This is a genomic window from Klebsiella sp. RIT-PI-d (assembly GCF_001187865.1).
Taxonomy (GTDB): domain Bacteria; phylum Pseudomonadota; class Gammaproteobacteria; order Enterobacterales; family Enterobacteriaceae; genus Superficieibacter.
The window spans coordinates 1,098,007-1,124,152 of sequence record NZ_LGIT01000009.1; the positions used below are offsets into that span (position 1 = coordinate 1,098,007).

The 26,146-nt window shown below is 50.8% G+C and carries 26 protein-coding genes; 8 read left to right on the top strand and 18 right to left on the bottom strand.

Annotated features, from left to right (window positions below; translation table 11 throughout):
• Positions 1 to 29: 29 nt before the first annotated feature.
• On the bottom strand, positions 30 to 614 hold the full coding sequence (locus tag AC791_RS11605) for a TetR family transcriptional regulator (RefSeq protein ID WP_049840592.1): 585 nt from the start codon (positions 612 to 614) through the stop codon (positions 30 to 32).
• Between the two features lie 124 nt (positions 615 to 738).
• Here AC791_RS11605 and AC791_RS11610 point away from each other — a divergent pair, with 124 nt between their 5' ends.
• A complete protein-coding gene (locus AC791_RS11610) occupies positions 739 to 2,232 on the top strand; it encodes a SmvA family efflux MFS transporter (RefSeq protein ID WP_049840593.1) in 1,494 nt (497 codons plus the stop codon).
• On the opposite strand, the gene yddG is transcribed toward AC791_RS11610, so the two are convergent.
• A complete protein-coding gene (yddG, locus tag AC791_RS11615) occupies positions 2,229 to 3,110 on the bottom strand; it encodes an aromatic amino acid DMT transporter YddG (RefSeq protein WP_049840594.1) in 882 nt (293 codons plus the stop codon). The genes AC791_RS11610 and yddG overlap by 4 nt on opposite strands.
• Positions 3,111 to 3,327: 217 nt before the next feature.
• Between yddG and fdnG the strand changes: the two genes are divergently transcribed.
• The 5 genes from fdnG (at position 3,328) to AC791_RS11645 (ending at position 10,043) form a co-directional block, all read left to right on the top strand.
• Positions 3,328 to 6,375: a formate dehydrogenase-N subunit alpha gene (gene fdnG / locus AC791_RS11625; protein WP_148677791.1), complete on the top strand. Its 3,048-nt coding sequence runs from the start codon at positions 3,328 to 3,330 to the stop codon at positions 6,373 to 6,375.
• A 10-nt stretch (positions 6,376 to 6,385) separates the two neighbouring features.
• Positions 6,386 to 7,270 carry a formate dehydrogenase subunit beta gene (gene fdxH, locus AC791_RS11630; protein ID WP_049840597.1) on the top strand — a complete coding sequence of 295 codons (885 nt, stop codon included), beginning with the start codon at positions 6,386 to 6,388 and terminating at the stop codon, positions 7,268 to 7,270.
• Positions 7,263 to 7,916, top strand: coding sequence for a formate dehydrogenase-N subunit gamma (gene fdnI / locus AC791_RS11635; RefSeq protein WP_049840598.1), 654 nt, complete (start codon positions 7,263 to 7,265; stop codon positions 7,914 to 7,916). Before fdxH ends, fdnI begins: the two co-directional genes overlap by 8 nt.
• Before the next feature lie 477 nt (positions 7,917 to 8,393).
• Positions 8,394 to 8,762, top strand: coding sequence for a hypothetical protein (locus AC791_RS11640; protein ID WP_049840599.1), 369 nt, complete (start codon positions 8,394 to 8,396; stop codon positions 8,760 to 8,762).
• A 72-nt stretch (positions 8,763 to 8,834) separates the two neighbouring features.
• The gene (locus AC791_RS11645; RefSeq protein WP_049840600.1) at positions 8,835 to 10,043 is read left to right on the top strand and encodes an alpha/beta hydrolase; all 1,209 of its coding nucleotides are present in this window, start codon (positions 8,835 to 8,837) and stop codon (positions 10,041 to 10,043) included.
• Between the two features lie 68 nt (positions 10,044 to 10,111).
• Here AC791_RS11645 and sra read toward each other — a convergent pair whose 3' ends face one another.
• Positions 10,112 to 10,252 carry a stationary-phase-induced ribosome-associated protein gene (gene sra / locus AC791_RS11650; protein ID WP_049840601.1) on the bottom strand — a complete coding sequence of 47 codons (141 nt, stop codon included), beginning with the start codon at positions 10,250 to 10,252 and terminating at the stop codon, positions 10,112 to 10,114.
• 223 nt (positions 10,253 to 10,475) lie between these two features.
• On the opposite strand from sra, the gene AC791_RS11655 reads away from it, so the two are divergent.
• On the top strand, positions 10,476 to 10,907 hold the full coding sequence (locus tag AC791_RS11655; RefSeq protein ID WP_049840602.1) for an OsmC family protein: 432 nt from the start codon (positions 10,476 to 10,478) through the stop codon (positions 10,905 to 10,907).
• A 34-nt stretch (positions 10,908 to 10,941) separates the two neighbouring features.
• On the opposite strand, the gene AC791_RS11660 is transcribed toward AC791_RS11655, so the two are convergent.
• Genes AC791_RS11660 through AC791_RS11670 form a run of 3 tightly spaced genes read right to left on the bottom strand, consistent with a single transcriptional unit; the run spans position 10,942 to position 12,754 of the window.
• On the bottom strand, positions 10,942 to 11,721 hold the full coding sequence (locus AC791_RS11660) for a hypothetical protein (protein WP_049840603.1): 780 nt from the start codon (positions 11,719 to 11,721) through the stop codon (positions 10,942 to 10,944).
• Position 11,722: 1 nt separating this feature from the next.
• Positions 11,723 to 11,917, bottom strand: a complete 195-nt coding sequence (locus tag AC791_RS11665; RefSeq protein WP_049840604.1) for a hypothetical protein — start codon at positions 11,915 to 11,917, stop codon at positions 11,723 to 11,725.
• A 54-nt stretch (positions 11,918 to 11,971) separates the two neighbouring features.
• Positions 11,972 to 12,754, bottom strand: a complete 783-nt coding sequence (locus tag AC791_RS11670) for an OBAP family protein (RefSeq protein WP_049840605.1) — start codon at positions 12,752 to 12,754, stop codon at positions 11,972 to 11,974.
• A 170-nt stretch (positions 12,755 to 12,924) separates the two neighbouring features.
• On the opposite strand from AC791_RS11670, the gene AC791_RS11675 reads away from it, so the two are divergent.
• Positions 12,925 to 14,112, top strand: a complete 1,188-nt coding sequence (locus AC791_RS11675; protein WP_049840606.1) for a zinc-dependent alcohol dehydrogenase — start codon at positions 12,925 to 12,927, stop codon at positions 14,110 to 14,112.
• A gap of 39 nt (positions 14,113 to 14,151) precedes the next feature.
• Here the strand turns inward: AC791_RS11675 and AC791_RS11680 are convergent, their stop codons facing one another.
• From AC791_RS11680 to AC791_RS11735, 12 genes are all read right to left on the bottom strand, one after another.
• Entirely contained in the window at positions 14,152 to 15,651 is a 1,500-nt protein-coding gene (locus AC791_RS11680; protein ID WP_049840607.1) for a helix-hairpin-helix domain-containing protein, read from the bottom strand.
• Positions 15,652 to 15,670: 19 nt separating this feature from the next.
• Positions 15,671 to 17,230: a PP2C family serine/threonine-protein phosphatase gene (locus AC791_RS11685; protein WP_148677792.1), complete on the bottom strand. Its 1,560-nt coding sequence runs from the start codon at positions 17,228 to 17,230 to the stop codon at positions 15,671 to 15,673.
• On the bottom strand, positions 17,227 to 18,264 hold the full coding sequence (locus AC791_RS11690) for a TerY-C metal binding domain-containing protein (RefSeq protein ID WP_049840608.1): 1,038 nt from the start codon (positions 18,262 to 18,264) through the stop codon (positions 17,227 to 17,229). Before AC791_RS11690 ends, AC791_RS11685 begins: the two co-directional genes overlap by 4 nt.
• Before the next feature lie 22 nt (positions 18,265 to 18,286).
• Positions 18,287 to 18,925, bottom strand: a complete 639-nt coding sequence (locus tag AC791_RS11695; protein ID WP_049840609.1) for a vWA domain-containing protein — start codon at positions 18,923 to 18,925, stop codon at positions 18,287 to 18,289.
• A 1-nt stretch (position 18,926) separates the two neighbouring features.
• Positions 18,927 to 19,568 carry a TerD family protein gene (locus tag AC791_RS11700; protein ID WP_049840610.1) on the bottom strand — a complete coding sequence of 214 codons (642 nt, stop codon included), beginning with the start codon at positions 19,566 to 19,568 and terminating at the stop codon, positions 18,927 to 18,929.
• A 21-nt stretch (positions 19,569 to 19,589) separates the two neighbouring features.
• The gene (locus tag AC791_RS11705; protein WP_049840611.1) at positions 19,590 to 20,225 is read right to left on the bottom strand and encodes a vWA domain-containing protein; all 636 of its coding nucleotides are present in this window, start codon (positions 20,223 to 20,225) and stop codon (positions 19,590 to 19,592) included.
• Positions 20,226 to 20,394: 169 nt separating this feature from the next.
• Positions 20,395 to 20,862, bottom strand: a complete 468-nt coding sequence (locus AC791_RS11710; protein WP_049840612.1) for a hypothetical protein — start codon at positions 20,860 to 20,862, stop codon at positions 20,395 to 20,397.
• Between the two features lie 14 nt (positions 20,863 to 20,876).
• Positions 20,877 to 21,833, bottom strand: a complete 957-nt coding sequence (locus AC791_RS11715) for an HpcH/HpaI aldolase/citrate lyase family protein (protein ID WP_049840613.1) — start codon at positions 21,831 to 21,833, stop codon at positions 20,877 to 20,879.
• On the bottom strand, positions 21,833 to 22,906 hold the full coding sequence (locus AC791_RS11720; RefSeq protein ID WP_049840614.1) for a cysteine protease StiP family protein: 1,074 nt from the start codon (positions 22,904 to 22,906) through the stop codon (positions 21,833 to 21,835). Before AC791_RS11720 ends, AC791_RS11715 begins: the two co-directional genes overlap by 1 nt.
• On the bottom strand, positions 22,899 to 23,681 hold the full coding sequence (locus tag AC791_RS11725; protein ID WP_049840615.1) for a hypothetical protein: 783 nt from the start codon (positions 23,679 to 23,681) through the stop codon (positions 22,899 to 22,901). Before AC791_RS11725 ends, AC791_RS11720 begins: the two co-directional genes overlap by 8 nt.
• Positions 23,674 to 24,816, bottom strand: coding sequence for a phosphoribosyltransferase domain-containing protein (locus tag AC791_RS11730; protein WP_049840616.1), 1,143 nt, complete (start codon positions 24,814 to 24,816; stop codon positions 23,674 to 23,676). The genes AC791_RS11725 and AC791_RS11730 overlap by 8 nt, the downstream gene beginning before the upstream one ends.
• Positions 24,817 to 24,889: 73 nt before the next feature.
• Positions 24,890 to 25,945, bottom strand: coding sequence for an ATP-grasp domain-containing protein (locus tag AC791_RS11735; protein WP_049840617.1), 1,056 nt, complete (start codon positions 25,943 to 25,945; stop codon positions 24,890 to 24,892).
• Positions 25,946 to 26,146: the final 201 nt, after the last annotated feature.

Below are 26,146 nucleotides of genomic sequence, written 5' to 3' on the forward strand. Positions count from 1 at the left end.
CACGCTAAAACGGTGGGGCGCGAAAATTATCATTCAGGCGCTTTCAGCTCAAGGGCAATAACGCGGGTCAGATGGCGCTCAAAAGCGGCCTGATCGAGGGCCGTCATCCCCAGTACGTGAATACTGTCCAGACCACAGACCAGTGAAATCAGCCGCCAGGCAACATTTTCTGCGCTGTCCGAGAGGGTAAATTCACCGGCCAGACAGCCCTGATGAATAATACTCACCGTTTCGTCATGCCACATTTCCATGGTCAGAATATAGGCCCCTTTAATGTCATCATCTTTGACGGCAAGGATCTGTGCTTCACGCCACAGACGAATATATTTTTCAAACCGTTCATCATCACTGCCCAGCATGGACAACAATTTCTGGTGACAGCTGGCATCTGCTGGTAGCGCATCAACGTCAAGCAGGGCGCGAATAACGCGGATAAAGGCCAGCGATTTAAGTTCGGCGCCCGAGATAAAATGATGATGTACCTGACCGGTGGCGACACCCGCCTCGCTGGCAATACGCCGCACGGTCATGGCGGTAAATCCGTTGTCCAGCGCCACACGCATGGCGGCCTGCAGTATATGCTCCCGACGCTCCTCACGATTCAGATAGCTCATAACCTTCTTTTCCTCACTAAATCCGCTGTGTAGCAGAATAACAAAAAAGCTGGACAAGTGTTCAACTTTCCGTAGGATCGTCAGAGTTGGACGGGTGTCCAGTTTTGAATTTGAGGATGGATCTATGTCTCGTCAGTGGCTGACTTTACTGATTATCGTGCTGGTTTATATTCCGGTGGCTATTGATGCCACCGTGTTGCATGTGGCGGCCCCGACGCTAAGCCTGACGCTTGGCGCTTCCGGGAATGAATTGTTGTGGATTATTGATATCTATTCCCTGGTTATGGCCGGGCTGGTACTACCCATGGGAGCGCTCGGTGACAGAATAGGTTATAAGCGTCTGCTGATGCTTGGCAGCGGAATATTTGGCATCGCGTCTCTGCTGGCTGCGCTGGCCCAGAGCGCAGAATGGCTGATTATGAGCCGGGTGGTGCTGGCGGGCGGGGCGGCAATGATCCTCCCGGCGACGCTTGCCGGAATACGCACCACGTTCATCCGCACCCGCGAGCGCAACATCGCGCTCGGGATCTGGACCGCTGTAGGATCGGGTGGCGCAGCTTTCGGTCCGCTACTCGGTGGAATGGTGCTGGCACATTTTCACTGGAGCGCCATTTTTTTGATCAATGTGCCCGTCATTTTGTTGGTACTGATATGCGGGGCCTGGCTGTTGCCCCGCCAGACAGGGCGACGGGAACAGCCGCTTAATCTGACTCACGCTCTGTTGCTGATTACGGCGATATTGCTGCTGGTGTATGGCATTAAAACCGGGATGAAAGGACAGCAGGCGATGGTAATGGTGCTGGCGATTATGGTGACGGGAGGTGTGCTATTAACCCTGTTTATTCGTCTCCAGCTGCAAACGTCAATGCCGATGATTGATCTGCGCCTGTTTACCCATCCTGTTATTCTAAGCGGTGTAGTGATGGCGATGACCGCCATGATCACCCTGGTCGGTTTTGAACTGCTGATGGCGCAGGAGTTACAGTTCGTTCATGATAAAACGCCATTTGCCGCCGGATTGTTTATGCTGCCGGTTATGCTGGCGAGCGGCTTTAGCGGGCCGGTTGCCGGTCTGCTGGTCTCGCGTTTTGGATTACGTTATGTTGCGACAGGCGGTATGATGCTCAGCGCACTGAGTTTTCTCGGACTGTCGATGACCAGTTTCAGCACGCAGCCCTGGCAGGCATGGGGGCTGATGGCGATGTTAGGCTTCAGTGCGGCCAGTGCACTGCTGGCGTCGACTGCTGCCATTATGGCGGCGGCACCAAAAGAGAAAGCGGCGGCAGCGGGTGCAATCGAAACCATGGCCTATGAATTAGGTGCAGGAATGGGGATTGCCCTGTTTGGCGTGATCCTCAGTCGCAGCTATACATCCTCCGTGGTTTTGCCCGCCGGACTGACGGCTGAACAGAGCGGACAGGCGACATCGTCCATCGCCGAAGCGGTGCAGCTAGCCGCGACTCTGGATGAAAGCCTCGCGCATCCGCTGATCGCAGCGGCAAAAGAGGCGTTCATCAGTTCACACAGTGTCGCGCTCTTTTCAGCGGGTGGAATGTTGCTGGTGCTGGCGATGGGGATCTGGTTCAGCCTGGCAAAGGTGCAGAAAGCGTCCGCTTAACGTTGCCTGATTGCAAACCAGCACAGCAGGGAGCCTGCGCAGACCATGCAGGCTCCCTGCCAGAATGCCCACGATAAATCGGCGTTGAGTAAAAACGCTGCCAGCGCCGAGGAGAGTATCGGCGTAAAGTAAGAGGCGGTTGCCAGCAGGGTAACATTACCGTGAAGAATGCCGACGTTCCAGGCGGCGTAACCAAAACCCAGCGCCAGCGCGACCAGTACCAGTTTAAGTACGATCGGCCCGCTAAGTAGCATCGGCGGCTGTGCAGAGAACGCATATTTCAACCACAGCGTGAGTGCGGTCAGGATAATAAACAGCGTAATGCCGTTATTGCCCTGTGCGTATTTGCGGGTGACAGTACAATACCCCGCCCAGATAATCGCCCCACAAAACGCCAGAATATAACTCAGCGGACTGGCGGTAATATTGCGGATAATATCATCAATGACGAATCCATCGTCCCCGCCGAGCACCCAGCCAACGCCGATAATACACAGCAGCAGTCCGGGCACTATCCAGGCATTAGTGCGCTGGCCGTTAAACAGGATGGCAAATAAAATAGTCAGCCCCGGCCAGAGATAATTTACCATACCAGCTTCAATAGCCTGATGACGGGTTGCAGCATAGCCCAGTGAAAGGGAGAGGCAAATTTCGTAGCACACAAACAGCGCGGCACCTGCCAGCAAATAGCGGCGAGGAAAGTGACGAATATCCGGAAAGCCAACGGTAAACAGTAATAATAACCCGCTGAGCGTGTAGATCATTGCCGCCCCACCAACAGGTCCCAGTCCCTCAGTGACGCCGCGGATAAGCCCCACCATAGTGCTCCACAATACAATGGCAATAAGCCCGATCGCTGTTGCGCGTTGTCTGGTCATAATTACTCAGAAAACTTAATACATTACATTGGCAAACCGCAGTTATAACATTTTTATTGCCTGATGCCGAACGTACTACTTCCTAAGGATTAATAAAAGCCGAATGCCCCGACTATTTAGAGGGCGTCAACAACGAGACTTGATTTGACGCAAAAAAATCAGGGGTTTTGCTGTTAGTTTGCCTGCCGCAGGACATATCAGAATAATGAGGAATGCAATGGACATTAGTCGCAGAAGGTTTTTTAAACTCTGCGCGGGCGGTATGGCCGGAACCACGGCGGCAGCGTTGGGATTTGCACCTGAAATGGCGCTGGCTCAAACGCGTAACTATAAACTGCTACGCGCGAAAGAGATCCGTAATACCTGCACATACTGTTCCGTAGGGTGTGGATTATTCATGTACAGCCTCGGCGACGGGGCGAAGAATACTAAAGAAACGATTTACCATATTGAAGGCGATCCGGATCACCCGGTTAGCCGCGGCGCACTGTGCCCGAAAGGCGCAGGACTGCTGGATTATATTCATAGTGATAACCGTCTGCGTTATCCGCAGTATCGCGCACCGGGTGATGATAAATGGCAGCGTATTAGCTGGGAGGACGCTTTCACACGTATCGCTCGCCTGATGAAAGCCGATCGCGATGCTCACTTTATCGAAAAAAATGATGAGGGTGTGACGGTTAACCGCTGGCTCACCACCGGGATGCTGTGTGCTTCGGCGGCCAGTAATGAAACCGGAATGTTGACCCAGAAATTTGTGCGCTCGCTGGGGATGCTGGCAGTTGATAACCAGGCGCGCGTCTGACACGGACCAACGGTAGCAAGTCTTGCTCCAACATTTGGTCGCGGTGCGATGACCAACCACTGGGTTGATATCAAAAACGCCAACGTTGTTATGGTAATGGGGGGGAATGCCGCAGAAGCGCATCCGGTGGGGTTCCGCTGGGCGATGGAAGCGAAGAATAATAACGATGCACTGCTGATCGTGGTCGATCCGCGCTTTACCCGCACGGCCTCGGTCGCGGATATTTATGCGCCGATCCGCTCCGGCACGGACATTACCTTTTTGTCCGGCGTACTGCTGTATCTGATCCAGAATCAAAAAATCAATGCGGAGTATGTCAGGCATTATACCAACGCCAGTTTACTGGTGCGCGACGATTTTAGTTTTGATGATGGCTTGTTTAGCGGCTACGACGCGCAAAAACGTCAATACGACAAAGCGTCGTGGAATTATCAGTTCGATGAAAACGGCTATGCACGTCGTGATGATTCTCTGCGTCATCCGCGCTGCGTATGGAATCTGCTGAAACAGCATGTTTCCCGCTATACCCCCGATGTGGTGGAGAACATTTGCGGTACGCCGAAAGCCGATTTTTTGAAGGTATGCGAAGCGCTGGCCTCGACTAGTGTTGCCGATCGTACCACTACGTTTCTGTATGCGCTGGGCTGGACGCAGCATACCGTCGGCGCACAGAACATCCGTACCATGGCCATGATCCAGCTATTGCTGGGCAATATGGGGATGGCGGGCGGCGGTGTTAACGCCCTGCGCGGGCACTCGAATATCCAGGGATTAACCGATCTTGGCCTGCTGTCTACCAGCCTGCCGGGTTATCTGACCCTGCCGTCGGAGAAACAAACGTCGCTGCACACCTATCTGACAGCCAGTACGCCGAAAGCCACGCTGGCGGATCAGGTGAACTACTGGAGCAACTATCCGAAGTTCTTCGTCAGCCTGATGAAAGCCTTTTACGGCGATGCAGCGCAGAAGGAGAATGACTGGGGTTTTGACTGGTTACCGAAATGGGATCAGTCATACGACGTCATTAAGTACTTCAACATGATGCATCAGGGAAAGGTGACCGGCTATTTCTGTCAGGGCTTTAACCCGGTAGCCTCGTTCCCGGATAAGAATAAGGTCGTGCAGTCACTCAGCAAACTGAAATACCTGATCGTTATCGATCCACTGGTGACGGAGACCTCAACGTTCTGGCAAAACCACGGCGAGATGAATGATGTCGATCCTGCGGCGATCCAGACCGAAGTTTTCCGCCTGCCGTCAACCTGCTTTGCCGAAGAGGATGGCTCTATTGCCAATTCAGGACGCTGGCTACAGTGGCACTGGAAGGGGCAGGATGCGCCGGGTGAGGCACTCAATGATGGCGAAATAATTGCCGGAATTTATCATCGCCTGCGCGATATGTATCGTCGCGAAGGGGGGGCAGGTGTTGAACCGCTGTTAAATATGGGCTGGGAATATAAGCAGCCGGATAAACCCGAATCGGAAGAGGTGGCGAAAGAGAATAATGGGCTGGCGCTGGCCGATCTTTATGACGCCAGCGGTGTGCTGGTGGCGAAAAAAGGTCAGTTGCTGAATAGTTTTGCCCTGCTGCGCGATGACGGCACCACCGCTTCGTCCTGTTGGATCTACAGCGGGAGCTGGACCGCGCAGGGAAACCAGATGGCCAATCGCGATAATGCCGATCCGTCGGGTCTGGGCAATACGGCCGGCTGGGCGTGGGCGTGGCCGCTAAATCGTCGGGTGCTGTATAACCGCGCCTCGGCGGATATCAAGGGTAAACCCTGGGACCCGAAACGGATGCTGATTGAATGGAACGGTACGGCCTGGCACGGCAACGATATTCCTGATTTCAATAACGCGCCGCCGGGCAGTGCTACCGGGCCATTTATTATGCAGCCGGAAGGGCTGGGACGTCTCTTTGCCCTCGATAAGCTGGCAGAAGGACCGTTTCCGGAACATTACGAGCCAATGGAAACGCCGCTGGGTACCAATCCGTTACATCCTGAGGTTATCTCCAGCCCGGTGGTTCGCTTGTATGACGACGATGCGGCGCGCCTGGGTAAAAAGGACCGGTTCCCGTATGTTGGTACAACCTATCGTCTGACTGAACATTTTCATACCTGGACTAAACATGCCCGTCTGAACGCCATCGCCCAGCCACAACAATTCGTTGAGATTAGCGAAGGACTGGCGGCGGCGAAAGGTATTGCGAATGGCGATTGGGTCACGGTAAGCAGTCAGCGCGGCTTTATTCGCGCCGTTGCCGTGGTTACCCGCCGTTTGCACACCTTACAGGTGAACGGTCAGCAGGTCGAAACCGTGGGTATCCCGCTGCACTGGGGCTATGAAGGTGTGGCGCAGAAAGGCTATATCGCCAATACCCTGACCCCCAACGTGGGTGATGCCAATTCACAGACGCCGGAATATAAAGCGTTTTTAGTCAATATTGAGAAGATGTAAGGAGCGAGAAATGGCGTCAGAAACTCAGGACATTATTAAACGCTCCGCCACCAATTCAGTCACCCCGCCGCCGCAGGGGCGTGACTATAAAATGGAGGTGGCCAAGCTTATCGATGTTTCCTCCTGTGTGGGCTGTAAAGCCTGCCAGGTGGCCTGTTCAGAATGGAATGATATTCGCGATGAGGTGGGGCATTGCGTCGGGGTGTATGACAACCCTGCCGATCTCAGCGCAAAATCCTGGACGGTGATGCGCTTTAGTGAAACCGACGAGAACGGGCGACTCGAATGGCTGATTCGTAAAGACGGCTGTATGCATTGTGCCGATCCGGGCTGCCTCAAAGCATGTCCTTCTGCCGGCGCGATTATTCAGTACGCTAACGGTATTGTTGATTTTCAATCGCAACACTGTATTGGGTGCGGATACTGTATTGCCGGGTGTCCGTTTAACGTTCCCCGGCTGAATAAAGAGGATAACCGGGTATATAAATGCACGCTGTGTGTTGACCGGGTGAGCGTCGGTCAGGAGCCTGCCTGCGTGAAGACCTGTCCGACCGGGGCCATCCATTTTGGTAGCAAGCAGGAGATGCTGGAAATCGCGGATCGGCGGGTGAGTAAACTGAAAGCGCGCGGGTATCAACATGCGGGAGTTTATAACCCACAAGGCGTGGGCGGCACGCATGTGATGTACGTGCTGCATTATGCGGACAGACCCCAGCTTTATCATGGTCTGGCAAAAGATCCGCAAATTGATACAGCCGTTACGTTATGGAAGGGCGTTCTGAAGCCACTTTCCGCCATTGGGTTTGTCGCGACCTTTGCCGGGCTGATTTATCACTATATCGGTATCGGTCCGAATAAAGAGGTTGATGATGAGGAGGAGGACCATCATGAGTGATACCAGAAGGATTGTGCGTACCCGGTTTATAGATCGGGCCTGTCACTGGACGGTAGTAATTTGCTTCTTTCTGGTGGCGCTGTCGGGAATTTCTTTTTTCTTTCCAACGCTCCAGTGGCTGACGGAAACCTTCGGCACGCCGCAAATGGGTCGTATCCTGCATCCCTTTTTTGGCGTGGTCATTTTTATTGCGCTGATGTTTATGTTTGTACGCTTTGTGCATCACAATATTCCGGATAAGCAGGATATTCCCTGGGTGAAAGGAATTGTTGAGGTGCTGAAAGGGAACGAGCATAAGGTCGCCCGGGTCGGGAAATATAACGCCGGGCAGAAAATGATGTTCTGGACCATCATGAGCATGATTTTCGTGCTGCTGGTCACTGGGGTGGTTATCTGGCGTCCTTATTTTGCCCATTACTTTCCGATTCAGGTGATCCGCTATAGCTTGCTGCTACACGCCGCCTCGGCAATTATCTTAATCCACGCCATTCTTATTCATATGTATATGGCGTTCTGGGTCAAAGGCTCCATCACGGGGATGGTAGAAGGTAAGGTGAGCCGCCGCTGGGCGAAGAAGCACCATCCGCGCTGGTATCGGGATGTGGAGCGTCTGGAGGCAAAAAAAGAGAGTCAACACGGTTTGTGATGAAGAGGCCCCGATGATGGGGCCTTTTTTATGACGCGACTATTAAAGAGAGAACAGAGCAAGCTCGATTATTAGTTACAACATACATTATAACCAAAGATTTATTTAACTTACGACGCTAAGAAGACGTGGTAAAAACCGTCCGGCAAGACAGGAAGGATCAGTGTCCGTGATTACAATCCCCTCGTCGTATCAGAGCCAATGGATACCTCTGTCTCCGTTCGTTCTCCTGAGTAACATCATGTGTTGAATTATTCCCGTAGGGGCGAGCTTACGCTTGTTCCTGTCATCCTATAAAGACGCAGCATATGACTATTTTTGATAAGGAGAATATCCGGGCAGACGAATTGAGTTAAAAAACGTATAAGGCATACTTTTGATACAGTTGAGTTTGAAACCCCGTATAAAAAACTTGTAGCGTTTTTTACAATTTTTGTTGCGCTCCCATCGTTACAATTAAATTTTTGGAGATAAGCTATGTTTGGTCGCATAAATTCAAGTCATACACTCAATCAGGCTGTTTTACTGAAAGCTAATAAAGAGGATATATCTGATAAAACGCTCGGTAAGATCAGTCAGAAACTGAAGTCAATCCACCAGAAAGTGATGATAGAAACCCCGTTAAATCCCAACGATAAAGGCTTGATAAGGGCGTTTAAAGAAATTAACCTAATAAACGATTCTTTACAGAAAATTAAAAGCGATAAGGTTTATGAAAAAATTAGCCGGTTGGTTAATGAATCACTGGGGAATAAAGTCGTCGATATATCAATCGCCGATTCACTGAGAGTGATGAACCGGGCGTCTTCGAACGGCGGTGTATCGAAGAATCTGTCCACGCAATAACAGCGTCGGTGAGGAGCTGTAACACTGCTTACAGTACTTTATCATTATGATTAATTTTTTTGTAGGTAATCTATGTTAGGCCGCATAAGTTCAACGCACACGCTCAATCAGGCTATTTTATTAAAAGCCAATAATTCTGACATTTCTAAAAAAACAATTAGTAAAATCAGTCAGAAACTAGAATCAATTCATTCTAAAGTTATGACCGAAACAGAATTTAATCCCCATGATAAGGGGTTAATAAGGGCGTTCAATGAAATCAACGAAATAAATGGTTCTTTACAGCAAGTTAAAAGCGCTACTGTTCGAACTAAACTTAGTCAAATGATCCGTGATAAGTTAGGTGATGGAGTTATTACCACATCAATTACTGATGCGCAAAAAGTTACCAATATAAAGTCGTCAAAGTCCAGAGCTTCATCTAATCCAGCAACAAAATTTTTTAATAATGTTTTGTTCGGAACTCAGGAAGAACGACGTAACATATTACCAGCAGTTCAAGCGCTGTTTAATCAGGCTGTAAAAGCAGGTCATGCCGAGAAAGTGGTTCTTGAAGGAGAGGCAGGAAAGCTATCCGGTTATTATAACTGGGGCGTCGATTCAAAAGGCACTACTGATAACACGAATCGTGTTGTTTTATTTTTACACGGATCGGGTGCACCTTTTGATCACAAAACGATTGGGTCTAACCTTCAGTATCAGATAAAAGGCCTTGATGTGCTTGCTGTCAGTATGCGCGGTTACGGTGAGAGTGAGGGGACGCCATCTGAAGCAGGCCTTTATCAGGACGCCCGGACCATGCTGCATTATCTGGTCAACGACAGAAAAATTGATCCGGCCAATATTATCATCCATGGATACTCAATGGGTGCGCCGGTTGCCGCAGAACTGACCAGATACGCAGAGCAAAACGGTATGGCGGTGTCAGGACTATTTTTAGATCGCCCTATGCCAAGTATGAGTAAAGCCGTGGCTGCACACTGTATGATTAATCCGGCAGGAACGCTCGGTGCACTGTCTAAGTCATTGAATGGGCAATTTTCGGTTGAGAAAAACCTCAAAGGCCTGACACAAGATTGCCCAATCATTCTGTTAACCGATAATGAAAAACTCGGCGCAGAAGGTGAAAAATTGCGTAGTAAACTGATCGCAGCGGGGTATAACGTAGGTGGAGAACGCACCGACTATACGCATGAAAATAGCTATGATTTGATGGAGCATAATATTGACAGTATTGTTACGGGCTTGTCAAAAAGCCCCGCGGCCGCGGCCGCAAAATAAATCACAGAAATAAAAAAACACCATCTTCCTCAGAAGATGGTGTCCGTGATCGTGTTCAGAGAAAAGCGCTATTCTGCGCGGCGTTTGCGCCCGGTGGCATGGGTGTGCGTAACGGAATTTTCGCTTTCACCTTCAATAACTACTTTTTTCTGATTCGAGACCCGATAGTTGAGTCCAAGGATATGGCGTGCATGACGGTTCGATTTCATTCTTACTCCTTAATCCTGTTTTACTGGTTTCAAGGACAAGCCCGGCAGGCGCCGGACGAAACGTTACCCTAATAACAGTCCGCACGGCGAACTGGCTTTAAAGCATCGGCTATTGCTGCTCATTTTGCAATCAGACCAGCGTTTTTTAGGAACACTCTCTTTTTGCCTCACACTCAGTTATAGCGCCTATACTTGATGACTCGACAACAAAAAGGAGTCAATTATGACAATTCATAAGAAAGGTCAGGCACACTGGGAAGGCGATATTAAAAGCGGTAAAGGAACGGTTTCGACTGAGAGCGGCGTGCTTAATCAGAGTCCTTATGGTTTTAATACTCGCTTTGAGGGTGAGAAAGGCACTAACCCTGAAGAGCTGATTGGTGCGGCACATGCTGCCTGTTTCTCAATGGCACTTTCCCTGATGCTTGGTGAGCAGGGTTATACGCCAACGTCAATTGACACTGTCGCAGATGTTTCTCTTGATAAGAAAGACGGTGGTTTTGCAATCACTAAAGTGGCGCTGAAAAGCAACGTTTCTGTGCCGCAAATTGAGCAGTCCGCGTTTGATGCTATCATCCAGAAAGCAAAAGCAGGTTGCCCGGTTTCACAGCTACTGAATGCTGAAATTACGCTTGATTACCAGTTAAACGCGTAATTGTGTTTCGCCCGCATCCTGCGGGCGATTTCCACTATCCTTCCTTAAACATGACACTCTCTTTATGCATCCCTAATGCCAGAGTCTGCGATGGATCAAAGAGTGAGAAACTCTCAACCTGTTCAAGCAGGATAACCTTGCGAAAATCAAGGGCACATTGTGGGTCTGAGGTTAGCGTAATATCATGATCGGCATACCAGGCGCTGTAATTGTGCTCAACAGTAAAATCACCTGTGTTGCTATCACGATAGCCGCTCAGCATAGGAATGACCACAATGTTACTGGCATTGCTGGCATCAAACGTCGCCGCATGAACCATACCAATGTAGATTCGCTGAGATTTCAGCGTTAACCACACCAGTTGTCCGCTTTCCATGCACTGGTAGAGTAATCCTTCGAGACTATTGGCGCTGGCCAGCTCTTTATATAACGAGAGTCGGCCTTTGCTATCCAGTCTGGCACTCATCGCCCAGTTTGAGCGATAGAGGCAAAAGAAAATAGCGAAGGCCAGCATAATGACTACTGGAGCCTGAATACCTAAAAAACTCCAGTTCATAAACACCATCTGTAAGCGGTGTTCTTCCGGGCCAAACCAGACGGGCAGGGCGTTCATGGTGACGGATGCAATAAGCAATATCAGCCATAAAATACCGGTAGCGATAATTCCCTGTAGTACGAAAATGCAACCGTAAAGCGCAACGAGAAAATAAACATCCCAGCCGAAAGTGCGTTTAAATTTGAAGCGTGTGGAGAGATCGCGGCTGCTATACCAGTATCCACACACCATCAGTACCATAAATATTGCCGTTCCCATTTCAGGCCCTTTTGAGTGCGTTTACATGGCGGTCAAAGTCGTCCTGGACGTCACGACAATGTACATTGACTGTCGCATTGCCATCGTCATCGACCAGAATGCGCTCGCCATCTTCAATAGATTCTTCAATATCGTGGTGATTCATTACCTGTAAAAATTTTTCGGGACTGGTAAACAGTGAACGAAGCCATTGCATAGGTAAAACCTCCTCGACCCAGTATAGAAACTCCCGACAAAAAAGGAGGAAATTTCAGGGCTTAGCGGACAAATCCGAATGATGTACATGACCCTGATACTGCTGACCATTTTTGAATTCAACTCGTTTAAGTTGAATGGCGGTACCGTTTTGCCAGCCATCTGCGCCCGACGCGACGGGGTTTGCCACAATCGTCTTGCGCGATTCGCGAAGCTGATGTGAATCGATATTAAAACGGCGATCGCGATCGGCCAGTAACCGGGGATTCAACTGACCATCGGCGGTAAAACCCATCATCAGCGCCGGTGCACCGAGCGGCAGCGTTTTGTCGCGATCGGTATGCCAGGTGTGCCAGGTCTTTCCGTAGGTATTCACAATTTTGCTCATTAATGGTTTCTCTGCTGCTTCAGGTAAGCCCGGAGCGACCAGACTGCCTGATTTCACCTCGTAGCGATGGCTATGCCAGTAGGCTTTTTCTTCCTCCGGTAACGTTTTGAACAGCCGCTCGCTGATAATGTATTCAATGCCCATCAGTTTTGCATCCGAAGTATTTCCATCATAAATCACGGCCTGCATCACATCTTCATTCAGAACAGTCACATAATGGTGCGCTTCCATTTGTCCTTTTAATTCACCGCTATAGAAATGGAAACCATCCAGGTAGGTACTCATCGCGTCAATGGGAGGGCGGTCCTGAATGACCGACGCGCCTGCGGCAAGAACTTTCATTTTGGTCGACGTCTCTTCACCCGTCGCGTTAACCGGCGAAGGAGAATTGGATGCGCCGCAGCCGGTCAGCAGGACCGAGGTAGAAATTAGCCAGCCAGCGAATTTCATACGATATCACCTTATTTTTCATTGTATGTATTAACCCTGGTGCAAATTCATTCCAGAGTAAATATCGATGCCAGATTATTCTCAGCTACAGCCCATTACCTTGCACTTTGCCTGCTGGCAACTAAATTTAAAAGTTCTTGCCCTGGCAGGGCACTCTCCCGGAGAAAAATATGAAAGCACTAACTTATCATGGGCCACATAAGGTGAGCGTTGATACGCATCCGGACCCCATTATTGAAGCCAGTGATGATATTATTTTGCGTGTGACCGCGACCGCCATCTGCGGCTCGGATTTGCATTTATACCGGGGGAAAATTCCGGGTACCGATCACGGTGATATCTTTGGTCATGAGTTTATGGGCGAAGTAGTCGAGACAGGGAAAGACGTCACTGCCGTCAGCCGTGGCGACCGCGTAGTGATCCCGTTTGTGATTGCCTGCGGCGACTGTTTTTTTTGCCAGCTCGAACAATTCTCAGCGTGTGAAACTACTAACAGCGGCAAGGGCGCCGCATTAAACCGGAAAACCATTACTCCACCTGCGGCGCTCTTTGGTTACAGTAAATTATATGGTGGCGTACCCGGTGGCCAGGCAGAATATGTTCGGGTGCCCAAAGCGAATACCGGGCCTTTTAAGGTTCCGCGCGTTCTCTCTGATGATAAGGTCTTATTTTTAACTGATATTTTGCCGACCGCCTGGCAGGCAGTTAAAAATGCTGAGATCAAGAAAGGCTCCAGCGTGGCAATCTTCGGGGCTGGTCCGGTCGGATTATTATCTGCCGCCTGCGCCCGATATTTAGGAGCAGAAAAAATATTTATGATCGACCATCATGATTATCGCCTCGATTTTGCCTGCCAGTGCTATGGCGTTATTCCGATTAATTTTGATAAGAATGACGATCCGGCCGCATGGATTATTGAGAATACGGATAATCATCGCGGCGTCGATGCGGTCATTGATGCCGTTGGTTTTGAAGCTAAGGGCAGCCTGACGGAAACCGTACTCAGCAACCTTAAAATTGAGGGCAGTAGCGGTAAGGCGCTGCGCCAGTGTATTGCCGCCGTACGCCGCGGAGGGATAGTCAGCGTACCGGGCGTCTATGCCGGTTTTATTCATGGCTTCTTATTCGGTGATGCGTTTGATAAAGGTTTGACCTTTAAAATGGGTCAGACCCATGTGCATGCTTATCTACCTGAATTGCTAAAGCTGATTGAAGAAGGGCTGCTGCGACCAGAGGAAATTATTACCCACCATATGCCTCTGGAAGAGGCGGCGAAAGGGTATGAGATTTTTGAAAAGCGCAAGGAAGATTGTCGTAAAGTTATCCTGGTGCCAGGAATGACGCCTGCTGTCGAATAAGTCTGCTGCCGGGTGCAGAGTGCCACCCGGCCAGCATAATTAATTCGCAATGAGTTGCACGACCACCAGCCTGCCGCCTTCTTCGGTGGATAAGATAAACTGCGCCCCGTCATCAAGGGGGAGTTTATCACCAATATCGATCCGGGTTTTCTCCGGGAGCGACATCAGGCCCGGGATCCCTTCATTGACCAGCCACCAGCGATCGTTATGGAACACAAAATAGCCTACCCGTTTTTTTTGTGCCTCAGTCGTACGTTCGTTAGGTGCAATCAGCCGGTTTACATGCCAGGCATAAAGGGACTGACCACTCCACACCATCAGGCGGTGGTCATCAGGCCTGAAACTGCCAGCTTTGCGCGATGAATAAAGGTTCAAAATCGGTAGCTTGCCTTTATACGGCGTCGCGCAATAGGGGCAGACCGGCGCCGTTTTTCCGCAGAAGACATACCATTTTTGTTCGCAGGCCGGATTCTGACAGGGTTGGATCAGATCAACGGTTTTCACCAGCGCGGTTTCCCACTCATCTGCCGTGGGTCGCCGCTGCGGATGATGCAGCCCTTCAATAAAGGCCCGATCAAAAAGCGGCGTCAGATAAGGACCCATGATGGTATAGGGGATTTTCTGCGGATCGGCCCACGGAAGCGATGAAGGGGAAACCTGATTTAATTTTACCGCGTTACTGCGATCGACAGGATGTTCAATAAACAGCGCCTTCTCGCCCATTGAGAGCGACTCATCACGCATTTCATCATCCAGATCGTGGATCTTGCCGCCCCGCAGCGGATGACGAAAGAACAGATACATATAAATCAGCACTGACAGCGCATGACGATCGGTTAAAATACTCGGTAATACCCGGTTCGGATCGTCTTTTTCAAGATGTGCCGTTTTAACCACTTCCGGGGCGATAAAATCAGGCGTGCCAACTACGTCCGGGGGAAATTTTCCCGGCACCACCAGCCCATCGACATCAATAATACAGGCGTGCCCCTGTTCAGGGTCGATCAGGACATTTTTATAACTCAAATCGCTATGACATAAACCTGCTGCATGCATTCTTCTGACGGCGCGGCTTAACAGCAGACAGACTTTAAGATAGGTTAACGTAGTACCTTTTTCGCGAGGATCGAGAAACTTGTTCTGATTATTGGCGCTGGCAAACCATTTGCCTTCTTTTTCCCGCCCGCGAATGCCGAGAAAATCGTTATTTCTGGAGCCATATTTGAAAAAGAAATGATGCTGATAGGTCGGTACCACAATGCCGATTTTCCCCGCATGTTCGACCACATCGGTTGGCCAGCAAAAGAGATCTTTCCAGTATTCGCCGCCGGACTGTTCAAAAATATTTGCCCGATAGCGACCGGTGATCATATCGATTCGCTCACGGGCCTGCTCGTTTTGCGGTTTTTTATAAAAAGCGACCACGTAGGATTTATCGGGGGAAAAGTAGACATCTTTCATCGAGCCAGAGCCGATAATTTCATCGACATACTGAACGGTTTTACCGCCCCTGGTAGTACAGGTTACAAGAGTTGCCATAGTCGTTATCCGCCCTCTGTCACCACGAGATCACGATGGTGCGATCATCGTGATTTCCCGGCGAAAAGAAATTAAGCCATTCGATCAGATGTTCGTCTGCTGTACCTGATTCCTCCAGATGCGGAGTCAACTCGGCAATAAGCGCATCCCATTTTTGCGGATTAAGCAGACCGTTGTCAGTTTCAAAGAACGGATCGGAGATGCCGTCGGTCATTAAGACCAGGTGAGAGATATCTTTCCAGCGACCAATAATAATACGCTTGCTGAAATCAGCGTCCTGAATGGTGTCGGCATCAAGAAAGCGCGTCTGTCCTGCATATTCGCCGCTATCAGGCATACCGAGAACCCGGACTTTTCCTGCTGGACCACAGGCAGCAATCGCACCGTCACCCAGCCAGAATGCGGCAGCGAAAAGTTCATCGCCCTCGCGAAAAGAGACGACCGCCAGCAGGGTTGTCGAATAGCTTTTGCTTTTTTCTCCGGCGATTTTAGCTTCATGATTGATATTATTCACTGCCAGCGCGCAGGCAAGGCTGAACTGTCGGTAAAAATAGTCCCAGATTTGCCGTTGATCGCCGGTATTCCACTGGGTTATCTGCATTTTGAGCGCCAGGCCTTGATCATCTTTAAGCTGATCGAACAGATAGTTGCCGACGATCTCAGTAGCAATCAGCGATCCCTGACGAGAATAACTGGCGCTACCGGCACCGTCGGCCACCAGCATGATACTCCAGCCGCTGTGCTGGCTGTGATTGACATAAAAGTCGTCATCGCGAAAAGATCCAACGTGTGCATGTGAGCGTCCACGCCGGCTGGCGGCAACGATATTGACGCCAGGCTGCTGAATAAGCTGACGATCAACATTCTTTTTATAATAGCGATCGTCTTCAGGCGGATCGATATCTTTCCATAAGGTGCGTGGATCGGGATTCACGATAAAGGTAAGGCGGGATTCGCCGTCAGGACACGATGGCGAACACCATCTTACCCTGATACCAATGTCACCGCTCGCCACTGGCGTTCCGGACAGGGTGCCATCATCTTTGTTAAACGTGAGTCCGCAGGGCGTGTCGAAAATAACGTCCTGAACCTCTGCGCACTCGCCATTATCGAGAGAAATGTCCACGGCACAGTGGAAGGGCGTCCCGGCGCGGGCATTTGCAATGCCAATGCGCGCCACAGGAGGATTAACGACGCGAGTCCCGGCATCGGCTGGATGTTCAGGCACCTGTCCGGGCTTAAGTGTTTGAACGACTTTATTCACGGGTTTCTCTTCCTGAGCGCAATGTTCATCAAGTTCGTGATAAGGCATTTTTTGCCACGAGGCAGGATCGCTTCCGGTCTCAGATTCAGCTGTCGCCGATTCATCAGCGTCAGGTGCTGGCGTATGAGGGACTTGATCCACGTCTTCTGCTGAGGCCACGACCCTGCTCACTTTTTCAATAATTGCGCTGAGGTCAGCCTGCAATTCACTATCCTCATCCAGCGATTGCTGTTGTTCTGACGTCAATGTAAGGCCGTTATGCACAACAATCAGCGCCAGGATCTGCTTTTTGAGAGGCGTAATGTCGCCGATCATCCTTTCCCTCTGTTTACGTCGAAGTCGTCATTGTCACCGTGGCTGAAGGTCAACGCGTTATCGCACCAGGGACAGATAATATCGTCCGGTCCGTTGATGCACAGCAACCGCCCACAACTGCATAACGCAAATGCGCTGGCATTTCCGCAGTGTGGACAACCTGGAACGCCGTGCAACTCGCGGGTATTGACCTGTATAGATGAGGCCGCCGCATCGCTCCATTCAAAATAATCTTCATCAATAGGGTAACAGCCAGCAAGATTAAAGCCGTTGATATTCAGGCTGAAATTAAGGCCGGACAGATTTACCGGAGGGCGCTCGTACTTTATCAGGTAAGGGCGACGTGATTTGCTACACCGTCCGGCCAGAGTGACACAGGTTTCGTCGCAGGCGCGGGCCACATCCTCTTTCGCCAGCTTCACCAGAGAATCGGTGTTAAGCGCAGGCGGCGGGGAGGTCTCGCCGACGCTACGACTGTGTGCAGTCACTGACGCCGTGATCCACTTAATAAAGCGGGTAAAATCACCCTCGTGTGCTTCGGTAAAATGAAAGACATTTTCAGTGAGCTGGCGGAGTACGTTGAGATCGGCTGCCGGACCCAGTCCGATTGCGATCAAATTAACTTTTTGGGCGTACTGAGCTTTCCAGCGTTTAATTTCAGCTGCGGCGTCATCAGTCGGATGGCCGTCGGTGAGCAAATAAACCACTGGCTTCCAGTCGCCTTTGCGTTCGACGGTGGTTTTACGCACCTGCGTATCAATCTGTACCGTTAGCTCACGCAGTGCGGCCCCAAGATGAGTACCGCTGCCGACGGGAAGACGCGGCGGATAAAACGATAATACCTCGTGCAGTGGCACGATGGTTCTGGCGATGCCTGCAAATGCAATAACCGAAATCCACGCGGTTTCCAGCGCGTGTGGATCTCTTCGCAGATCGCTGACGATCATTTGCAGGCCGTCATTCATTTTCCTGAGATTGTCGCCAATCATCGACTCTGAGCAATCCAGAACAAAAAATACCGGAAGTCTTCTCATGAATATCACCTCATCAGGCTCATTACAGCACCAGCTGAATTTCAGGCGGAGGAGGCGGAAGCGTATCCGAACGGGCGTTGACGCCTGCACTGGTGCTGCCCGAGGCAACGCTGGCGGATACCCATTTGAAGAAGCCGGCAAACGCGGTGGAGTCCAGCGTTTCAAGCGCCACGACGGTATCGGTAAGCTGTTTCAGATGCTCGTGACGCGCTTTGGGTCCTACCGCACAGGCAATGATCGCACCGAATGCGCGACGTTTTACCTCTTTGATCGCTTCTCCATAGGCCCAGGTGTCTGACGGCGTACCATCAGTCATCAGAAATACCAGCGGTCGCCAGTCGCCTTTTTGATCGCCATCTGAACGGCGTACATCGCGATCGACGCAGGTAATAAGACATTCCAGCGCGGCCCCGGTAAATGTGCCGCCGGCGCTGGGCACGACAATATCGGTAAACTGGAAGTTCTCCAGCGCCGATAATGGACTGTGCTCCCGCGCGTCGTTATCAAACGTAATGATCGAAATGTGGACGCTCTCAAGCGCATAGGGGTCCTGACGCAGCGCACTGAGCATTGCCTGCACGCCAACGTTCACCGCGTGAATAGACTCGCCGCGCATCGATCCTGAGGTATCAATGAGCAGATATACAGGTAGTCTTCTCATATTATATAAAGCTCTTTAGATGCGTGACAAACGTGTCAGATGCTGACGGTTCTCCCAGAGCATTGAGTTTCCAGCCGTCTGGCTCTCTGACCAGTTCTGCAAATAGCATGGAGCATTGATTATTAAATGTGGCACCGCCGGAGAGATCAAAACGCGCCATTTCAATATTGCGGGCATCGACTGCGCGAATAAATGCGTTTTTTACTTTGCCGAAATGCTGTTTCAGGCGCTCGCCATTGTAGATCTGGACAATAAATACGATTTTTTCGTAGCGCGGTTCAAGGGCATTAAGCTTAACGATAATTTGCTCATCATCTCCATCACCGGCCCCGGTGCGGTTATCGCCTGTTAACCAGATATTGCCTGATTTATGCCGCAGGCTATTAAAAAAGATAATATCGCCGTTAATTAGCGTCGGTTTGCCATTCTCCCGATCGCCTAAATCAGTCACTTTTCCCTGGGCATTACATAAAAAAGCGATGACGTCGAGATCGTATTCCTCTTCCTTCTTGCCAAAAACGCTGCCTAAAAATCCTTTCTTCTCTTCGTTAATATCCCATCCCAGACCAATTGTAACGGAGGAAAGATCGTATTCATTTTTTCGCAGGCTAACGCCTTGCCCTTTGCGTAAACTGACTGACATAACATCTCCTTATTTATGTGGTTACAGAACAACATTTACTTCCGGCGGTGGCGGTGGCAGGTCGTCCAGGCCAATCACCTCTTTTTTCGATTCCACCTTTTGGCTACCAACGGAAATGCTGGCGGAAACCCATTTAAAGAAGGCCTTGATCGTGGTGGAGTCGGCAGTATCAAGCTGCAGGACTATCTCGGTTATCTCCTGTAAGACCTTAGTTTCGGCAGCATGTCCTGCCGCACAGGCGACAACCACGCCAGTTCGTGCCGCGTTAAATTCACCTACGCCTTTACGCCAGTCATCGGTAGGCGATCCATCGGTCATAATAAAGACCAGAGGACGCCAGTCACCCTTCGTTTCAGCCGTGGTTTTTTGTACTTCACGGGAAATACACTCCGCCGTGAGGGAGAGCGGTTCACCCAGTGCGGTGGTTCCGCTGGCAGCCAGATCGGGGAGTTTAAAACTTAACAGGTCGGTGAGAGGAACAGCCTGGCGCGCAGAGGAATCGAAAGTAATGACTGAAACCCAGGCGGTTTCGAGGGCGTAGGGATCTTGCTTAAGCGTGGTGAGCAGGGTTTGAACCCCGTTTTTAACGGCTTCAATCGGCTCGCCATGCATGGAGCCTGACGTGTCGAGAAGTAAATAGACAGGGAGTCTGCGCATATATAGCTCCTGATAATGTATCTATTTTTTAACCCCGAAGTCTTATCCAGAATAAAGACTAAAATACAGTATGCTTTTCGAGCATTATGAGCGAGTTTTTTCTGGATAGTGGGCATATGAAGGATAATTGTAGCCCGTAACGGACGCCACGGGCAGAAGGACGCGATCGCTATTTCCTGGTATTGACGCGTTGGTTTTGCAAAATTTCGAATGCTTTTTCTGCTAACAATTCAACCACTTCACTGCGGGTTTTATCATTAGCAAACGCGTATCGGTCTATTTTGCGTAAAATACTCATCCGTAATGAAAGCGATACTGCGGTTTTTTTGTCTTTATCAAGATCGACCCAATGGGCTGCTTCACTTTTTTTCAGTTCCGCATGTGCGTTAAGCGACTCCGTCATTCTGCGCAGCACTTTTTTATCCAGCGTACCAAATTGCGTGATCTGATAGGCATGGGCCGCCTTACTGTATTTTATCTCGGCGAGATACGATCCGCGTAATTCTTTAAGCGCCCGGGTAAGGGTAGGTTCTGAACACTCCAGCACCGCAAGAATATGAGTCGCGGAAACAGGCTTGCCCGTGCCAAGCATAGTGGCCAGCCTGAATACTCGCTCTTGTCGGGAACTTAATTGCATTTTCCTGCGTATCCTTAATTCTGCTGCGAAAGTGGAATACGGACAATTTCACCGTTGCCGCGATCGCTAATAATGCCATAAACCTGCGCTCTTTCCAGGACAGCAGAGGCCCAACGGCGGTGCGTCGCCGGCTCACACATCGCGCCCAGCGATTTAAACACGGCCTGGGAGGAGTTCAGGATCCGCAGGGCATCGGCATAGTCGTTATCTGACACCCTGAGCGCCGCCTCAATTTTAGCTATCTGATTGGGATGAATAGCCGTTTTCCCCACCAGGCCATGTGCTATATCAAGCGCCAGCTCTTTGTCCATGATGTCATGATCGTCAATATGCTCACAGACTGGCGCAGTCAGGGCAAAACCGCGGGTGGCGAATACCGACACCAGCATTTTAATAACATATCCCATCGGGCCATCATAAAGCGTAAGCTGGCGCGGGCGACGAAGCGAAATCACATTCATCAGATCGTTACCACCAATGCGCAGGGCAATAATACGTTGATGGCAGGGATGGTCCAGCAGGGCGATCGCCAGCCGGCGCATTTGTTCAACGTCAAAAACGTCTTCCGTTTCTAGCGTTGGCATCATACATAAATGCGTGTGCTGAATGAATTCCCACCACGCCGGCAGTGATGCCTGGGTGAACTTGGGCAAAACCAGCCCATCAATGGCACTGAGATTCATGGTCCGGGTTAGCCGTGCACCCATTTCAACATCTCTCGGGCGAACGAAGACCAGCGGCCAGTGCGAGCTGCCGTCGGCGGCTTTAGCTTTGGACAATGTTTCGAGCAGCGCCTGCAGATTATTAAGCGCCGCAGGAACATCCTCCTCGCTAACCGCGTCCTCAAGGCAAATAACCAGTGAACGAAGTCCTTCTACTTTAATCGTGAGGATCGCATCGGCGATATCCATGCGGGTCGCAGGCATGTAAAGTGTTGCCCCAAGATTCCACGGTGAGAGTCTTTTCATCATCAACGCACCTTTTTAATGATGGTGACGGCGCGATATTGCCCGATAGCCTCGCCAACTACAGCAATGTTAATGCCTTTGTCACGCGCCAGCGCCACAAGCAGGGCCACGTCAGGATCGTCAATAGCACGAACGAAGACATGATCGGGAACCCGGCGGAGTACCGCTCGCGTCGCTTCAGCGATACCGGGTTTGATACGGTTTATGCTGTCTACCTGATAGCGGCTGGCCAGCGTATTGACAACCCAGTCGCTTTTTTCGCGCAGACTGGCTTTATCTGCGTGTTCAGACGACAGCGGCGGCACATTCTGAAGACGTTTACGCTGCTGCGCTACGGTGTCGACCAGCATACGGCTGCATTCCCAGGCGGCCAGATGATCGCACTGCACGCAGCCATGAAATCCTTCCTCCGTCCAGATGGAGCGCGAAATCAAACCGGAGACAGGCGCCCCCATAATACCAAAGGGGATCAGCCAGTCATCATCACTGGCTGACATCCATGCCCGGCCACACGGATCGGCCAGCACTACCAGCCGCGGGATCGCCGGATACCCCGGCCGGCCGGCCAGAGATTTACTCAGTTCGCCGGTGATAGCGCCTTTCCCGGTCCAGCCGTCAACAAAGACAATGCCGTCGGTGCCATGGCGGGCTTCAATCCACTCAAGAGCCGCAGTGTCGATACCCCGGTCGCGAATAATACTGATGCCGTAATGAAACGAGACTTTACCCATATCGCGCAGCGCCTGCTGTAGCATTACGCCCAGCGGCACGCCAGCGCGGACCAGACTTGCCAGCACAATCGGCGTCTCGCCAAACTGCGTTGCCAGCGCGCTGGCCAGCTGCTGAACTTCCGTTGCCAGACGTTCAGCGCCGCGATCCAGCGAGCGGCGGAAAAGGTCGAGATGCCATGCCGTTGGCTCTGGCTCCTGGCTGAGCATGTCCGAATAGTGTTTTTTGCCCGACTGAATATATTCCTCTTTCAGTTCGACCGGGGTCATTTCCATTTGTACCGGCTGCAGGAGAAAATGAACGTCTTCAGGCAAATATGAGCCTGAGAATGAAATTTCATCACGCATGATCTTTCTCCCCAAACAGTGACTGTGCAATGGCGTCGGCAAACTGACTTTGCTGCGGCATGCCAAACCAGGTACAACGCTTCATAAACCGGTAGTCGCTGAGGCTATCACCGAGGCCAATCACCGGAAAAACGCCGCGCTCTGCACGTAACTTTTCTAATAGCCAGCTGACGGCCAGACCTTTTTCTACCGGCGTCGGGAGCCAGGCAATATTGTTACTGTTGCGATGAATGTAAAATCCATGAGTTGAAAACAGGACTTCAATTTCATCGCCAATAGCATTGAGTTCATCAAGCCGCGTACTGTCCCGATGCTTCATCACCAGGTAAACCGGCACGTCACCATATTCATAGTTAAGACGTGCCCAGGCATTAATATCTCTGGCTGCCATAAGTTCAGTAATCTGCCGCTGCATAGTGAGAAGTTTCTCTTCATAAGGCGCTAAGCAGGCAAGCATATGTGCTTTCCATTCCTCATCAGGCTGTCGGTCGGCATTAAGAATAACAGCGCCGTGGGTGGTAATGGCCCAGGAACGAAACGGGATCTGTACCCGGCTAATTTCTTCTGTGCCTCTGGCCGTTACCGGAATGAATTCCGCACAGTCAAGCAGCCAGTCAACCAGCATTGATTGCTCCTCGGTCATAAAGCTGCGCGGTTGCAGACTGCGGTCAAGTGCACCGGTGCGATACGGTTCGAGGTCCAGTTCATTGATCATTTTACGCCGGGTCTGAAACAGCGTGTCGTCAAGATCTGAAAGGAAAACAGGTTTATTCATAGGTAATAATCTCTACGCTGCCAGCAACCTTTTTCAGGGCGGTGAGCAGCAGGGGGTCAATACTTTCTGCCGGCGTTTCAGCGCAAAGTAAAATACGCTCGAATGACTGATGCGCAACGTTATACAAAAAATTGGGGATGCCCAGACCGTAGTTGTCGGTAAAGGCAATGGCGGATTGAATGGCAAAACCCGTGGCAATGGGTGAACGCGTGGTGGAACTGTATTTCACCTCTGCGCCCATAGCTTGCAGGCGTTCTGCGAGCAAAAACGGCTCCCACACAAATTCCCCGGACCCCAGTACCAGGATCTTCTCGCCTGGCTGTGCAGTCACACCCGGTGCCAGGTCGGCAGCCGGTTCCAGCATGCCTAATCGCCCCCAGGTTTGTTTGCGCGACGGCGAGAAAGTGCCCGCTGCCGTGATATTAACCTGTGGCATGACGGGTGTTGGAGCATCAGGCAACGGCTCCCACGACCACTGTCCGCTGACCAGCGACAGAGGTAAAACCGGCAGCGGGCAGCCTGCCGCCAGCGCGCCGTGGCTCCAGTCGGTCAACGTAACGGTGACCACCTGACGCAGCGATGATAATCCGCCCTCGTCGCGCAGCGCCGCCAGCAGGTTAATAAAGGTGTTGCCCGTGGTCGCTTCATCATCAATCAGAACGACCGTTTGCGCCTCCTGTACGCGACGGCGCATTTCAGGATCTGAGGGCAAATAGAGCAAATGATCGGTGGCATGGCTGTGCGCTTCTTTAAATTCGCAAAGTAATTCACCGTCTACAGGATGGCGGGTAGAGGTCAGATAAACGGCATCGGGAACACGCGCTCTTAGCTCGTCAAAGACCCCAGCCCCCAGCCCGACTGCGGTTTCGGCCATGCCGATAAACACGACCGGGCCAGCTAAATCGGCCGGAAATTGCTCGCCCAGCTGGCGAAAAACAGCACGCATCGTTGAGGGGAATACCGGAATATGTCGACCGAGCACTTTACTGACAAACAAAAAAGCCCGTTTAGGATTGCGGCGCTCGCCGATATCAAATAAAGATTCAAGCGCAGCCTGTCCCTGATGTCGGGTGACACTGATTGTTCCACTGGTTAGCGTGCGACGATATATGTTTTCGTCGTGGGTATTCAGCATAGCGTTACATCCTGAACGTGATAGGGGAGATAATCCTGCCTGGTACGGATAATTTCAGTCATATGCGCCTTCCTTAGAGCGTATTTGTCAGCATCGGTTGGTAAGCGATAGCCTCGGTTACTGCCCGCACCACTGCCGGACGGAAATGCGCGTCGGCCTCAGACCGGACCTCACTTTCGCTAAGATAACCAAGCGTGAAGCCTGCGTATAATCCCGGTAAATTCACGCCGCTATGACGGGTGTAGCCTATGCCGCCAGAGGGACGCATATTGATCTCAAGGAGAACCGGCTTGCCGCTTTCATCATGACGTGTTTGTACATTGACCAGTCCGTCGGCTTTCATTACTGCCGCGCAAGCGCGTGCCAGTTCGTAAGCCTCACCGGTATTTTCAAGGTACTGAAGTGCCCCTTCTTTACGCCGTCCGACGGCGGCCAGAACGGTTCCCTTGTTGACCAGCATATCGACAGAGTATTCCGGGCCGGGCAGGTAAGGCATGAGCACCAGTGGCTCAAACGATCCGGCGGATTCACAGGCGGCCAGATACTGCCATGTCGGGATCAAACGACGTTCAGGATAATTAATTACTGTCATGGACGAGGCAGCATCATCAAAGCGCCAGAATCCCATGCCGTAAATCCCTTTTACCGGTTTTACACACAGCGGTGATGACATGAACGGCGAGTGAGTGAGCTGTGTTTTAAGTTCATTCAGCGTCGTGATACGTACGGAAGGCACAACCGGTAATCCATTCTTTTCCATCAGTTGCGCAAACGCTACTTTGTCATCAGCGATATCTATGCTCTCTACGCCGGATGCGCCAGTAGTCAGCACAATCCCTGATGATTCGATGGCCTGGCGATGCGTTTCAAACCACTGGCAGTGGCGTCCTGTATGAATAACGTTGATGGCATGTTCTTTTACTATAGCTTCAATAAATGCCAAACGCTGTTCGTCATCTTTCGGTTCTATTAAAGAAAAATGCGCCAGGGATAAAATTTCATTTCTTTCATTACGATGCGATGCATAGATTGTGACAGGGCGATCACACGTTTTGGAAAAATCATTTACACTTTGAATGATATCCCGTTGAGAAGAAAGACCTTCCATAAACCATATTTTATTTTTCATTTTTGCTCTTTACGGGTCAGTACGTAAATAGGGGAGGATAGCCGTTCAGTCTATGCAGGCTGCATTTTAATGTCAATCATATTATGATTATAAAAGCAGTCATATTCACTCCCTGAATTGATAGGGTCACTCCACCAATCCCCCCTAATAAATAGGGGGGGTTAAAATTATAAATGAATTTATTTCAATGATTTATCATCA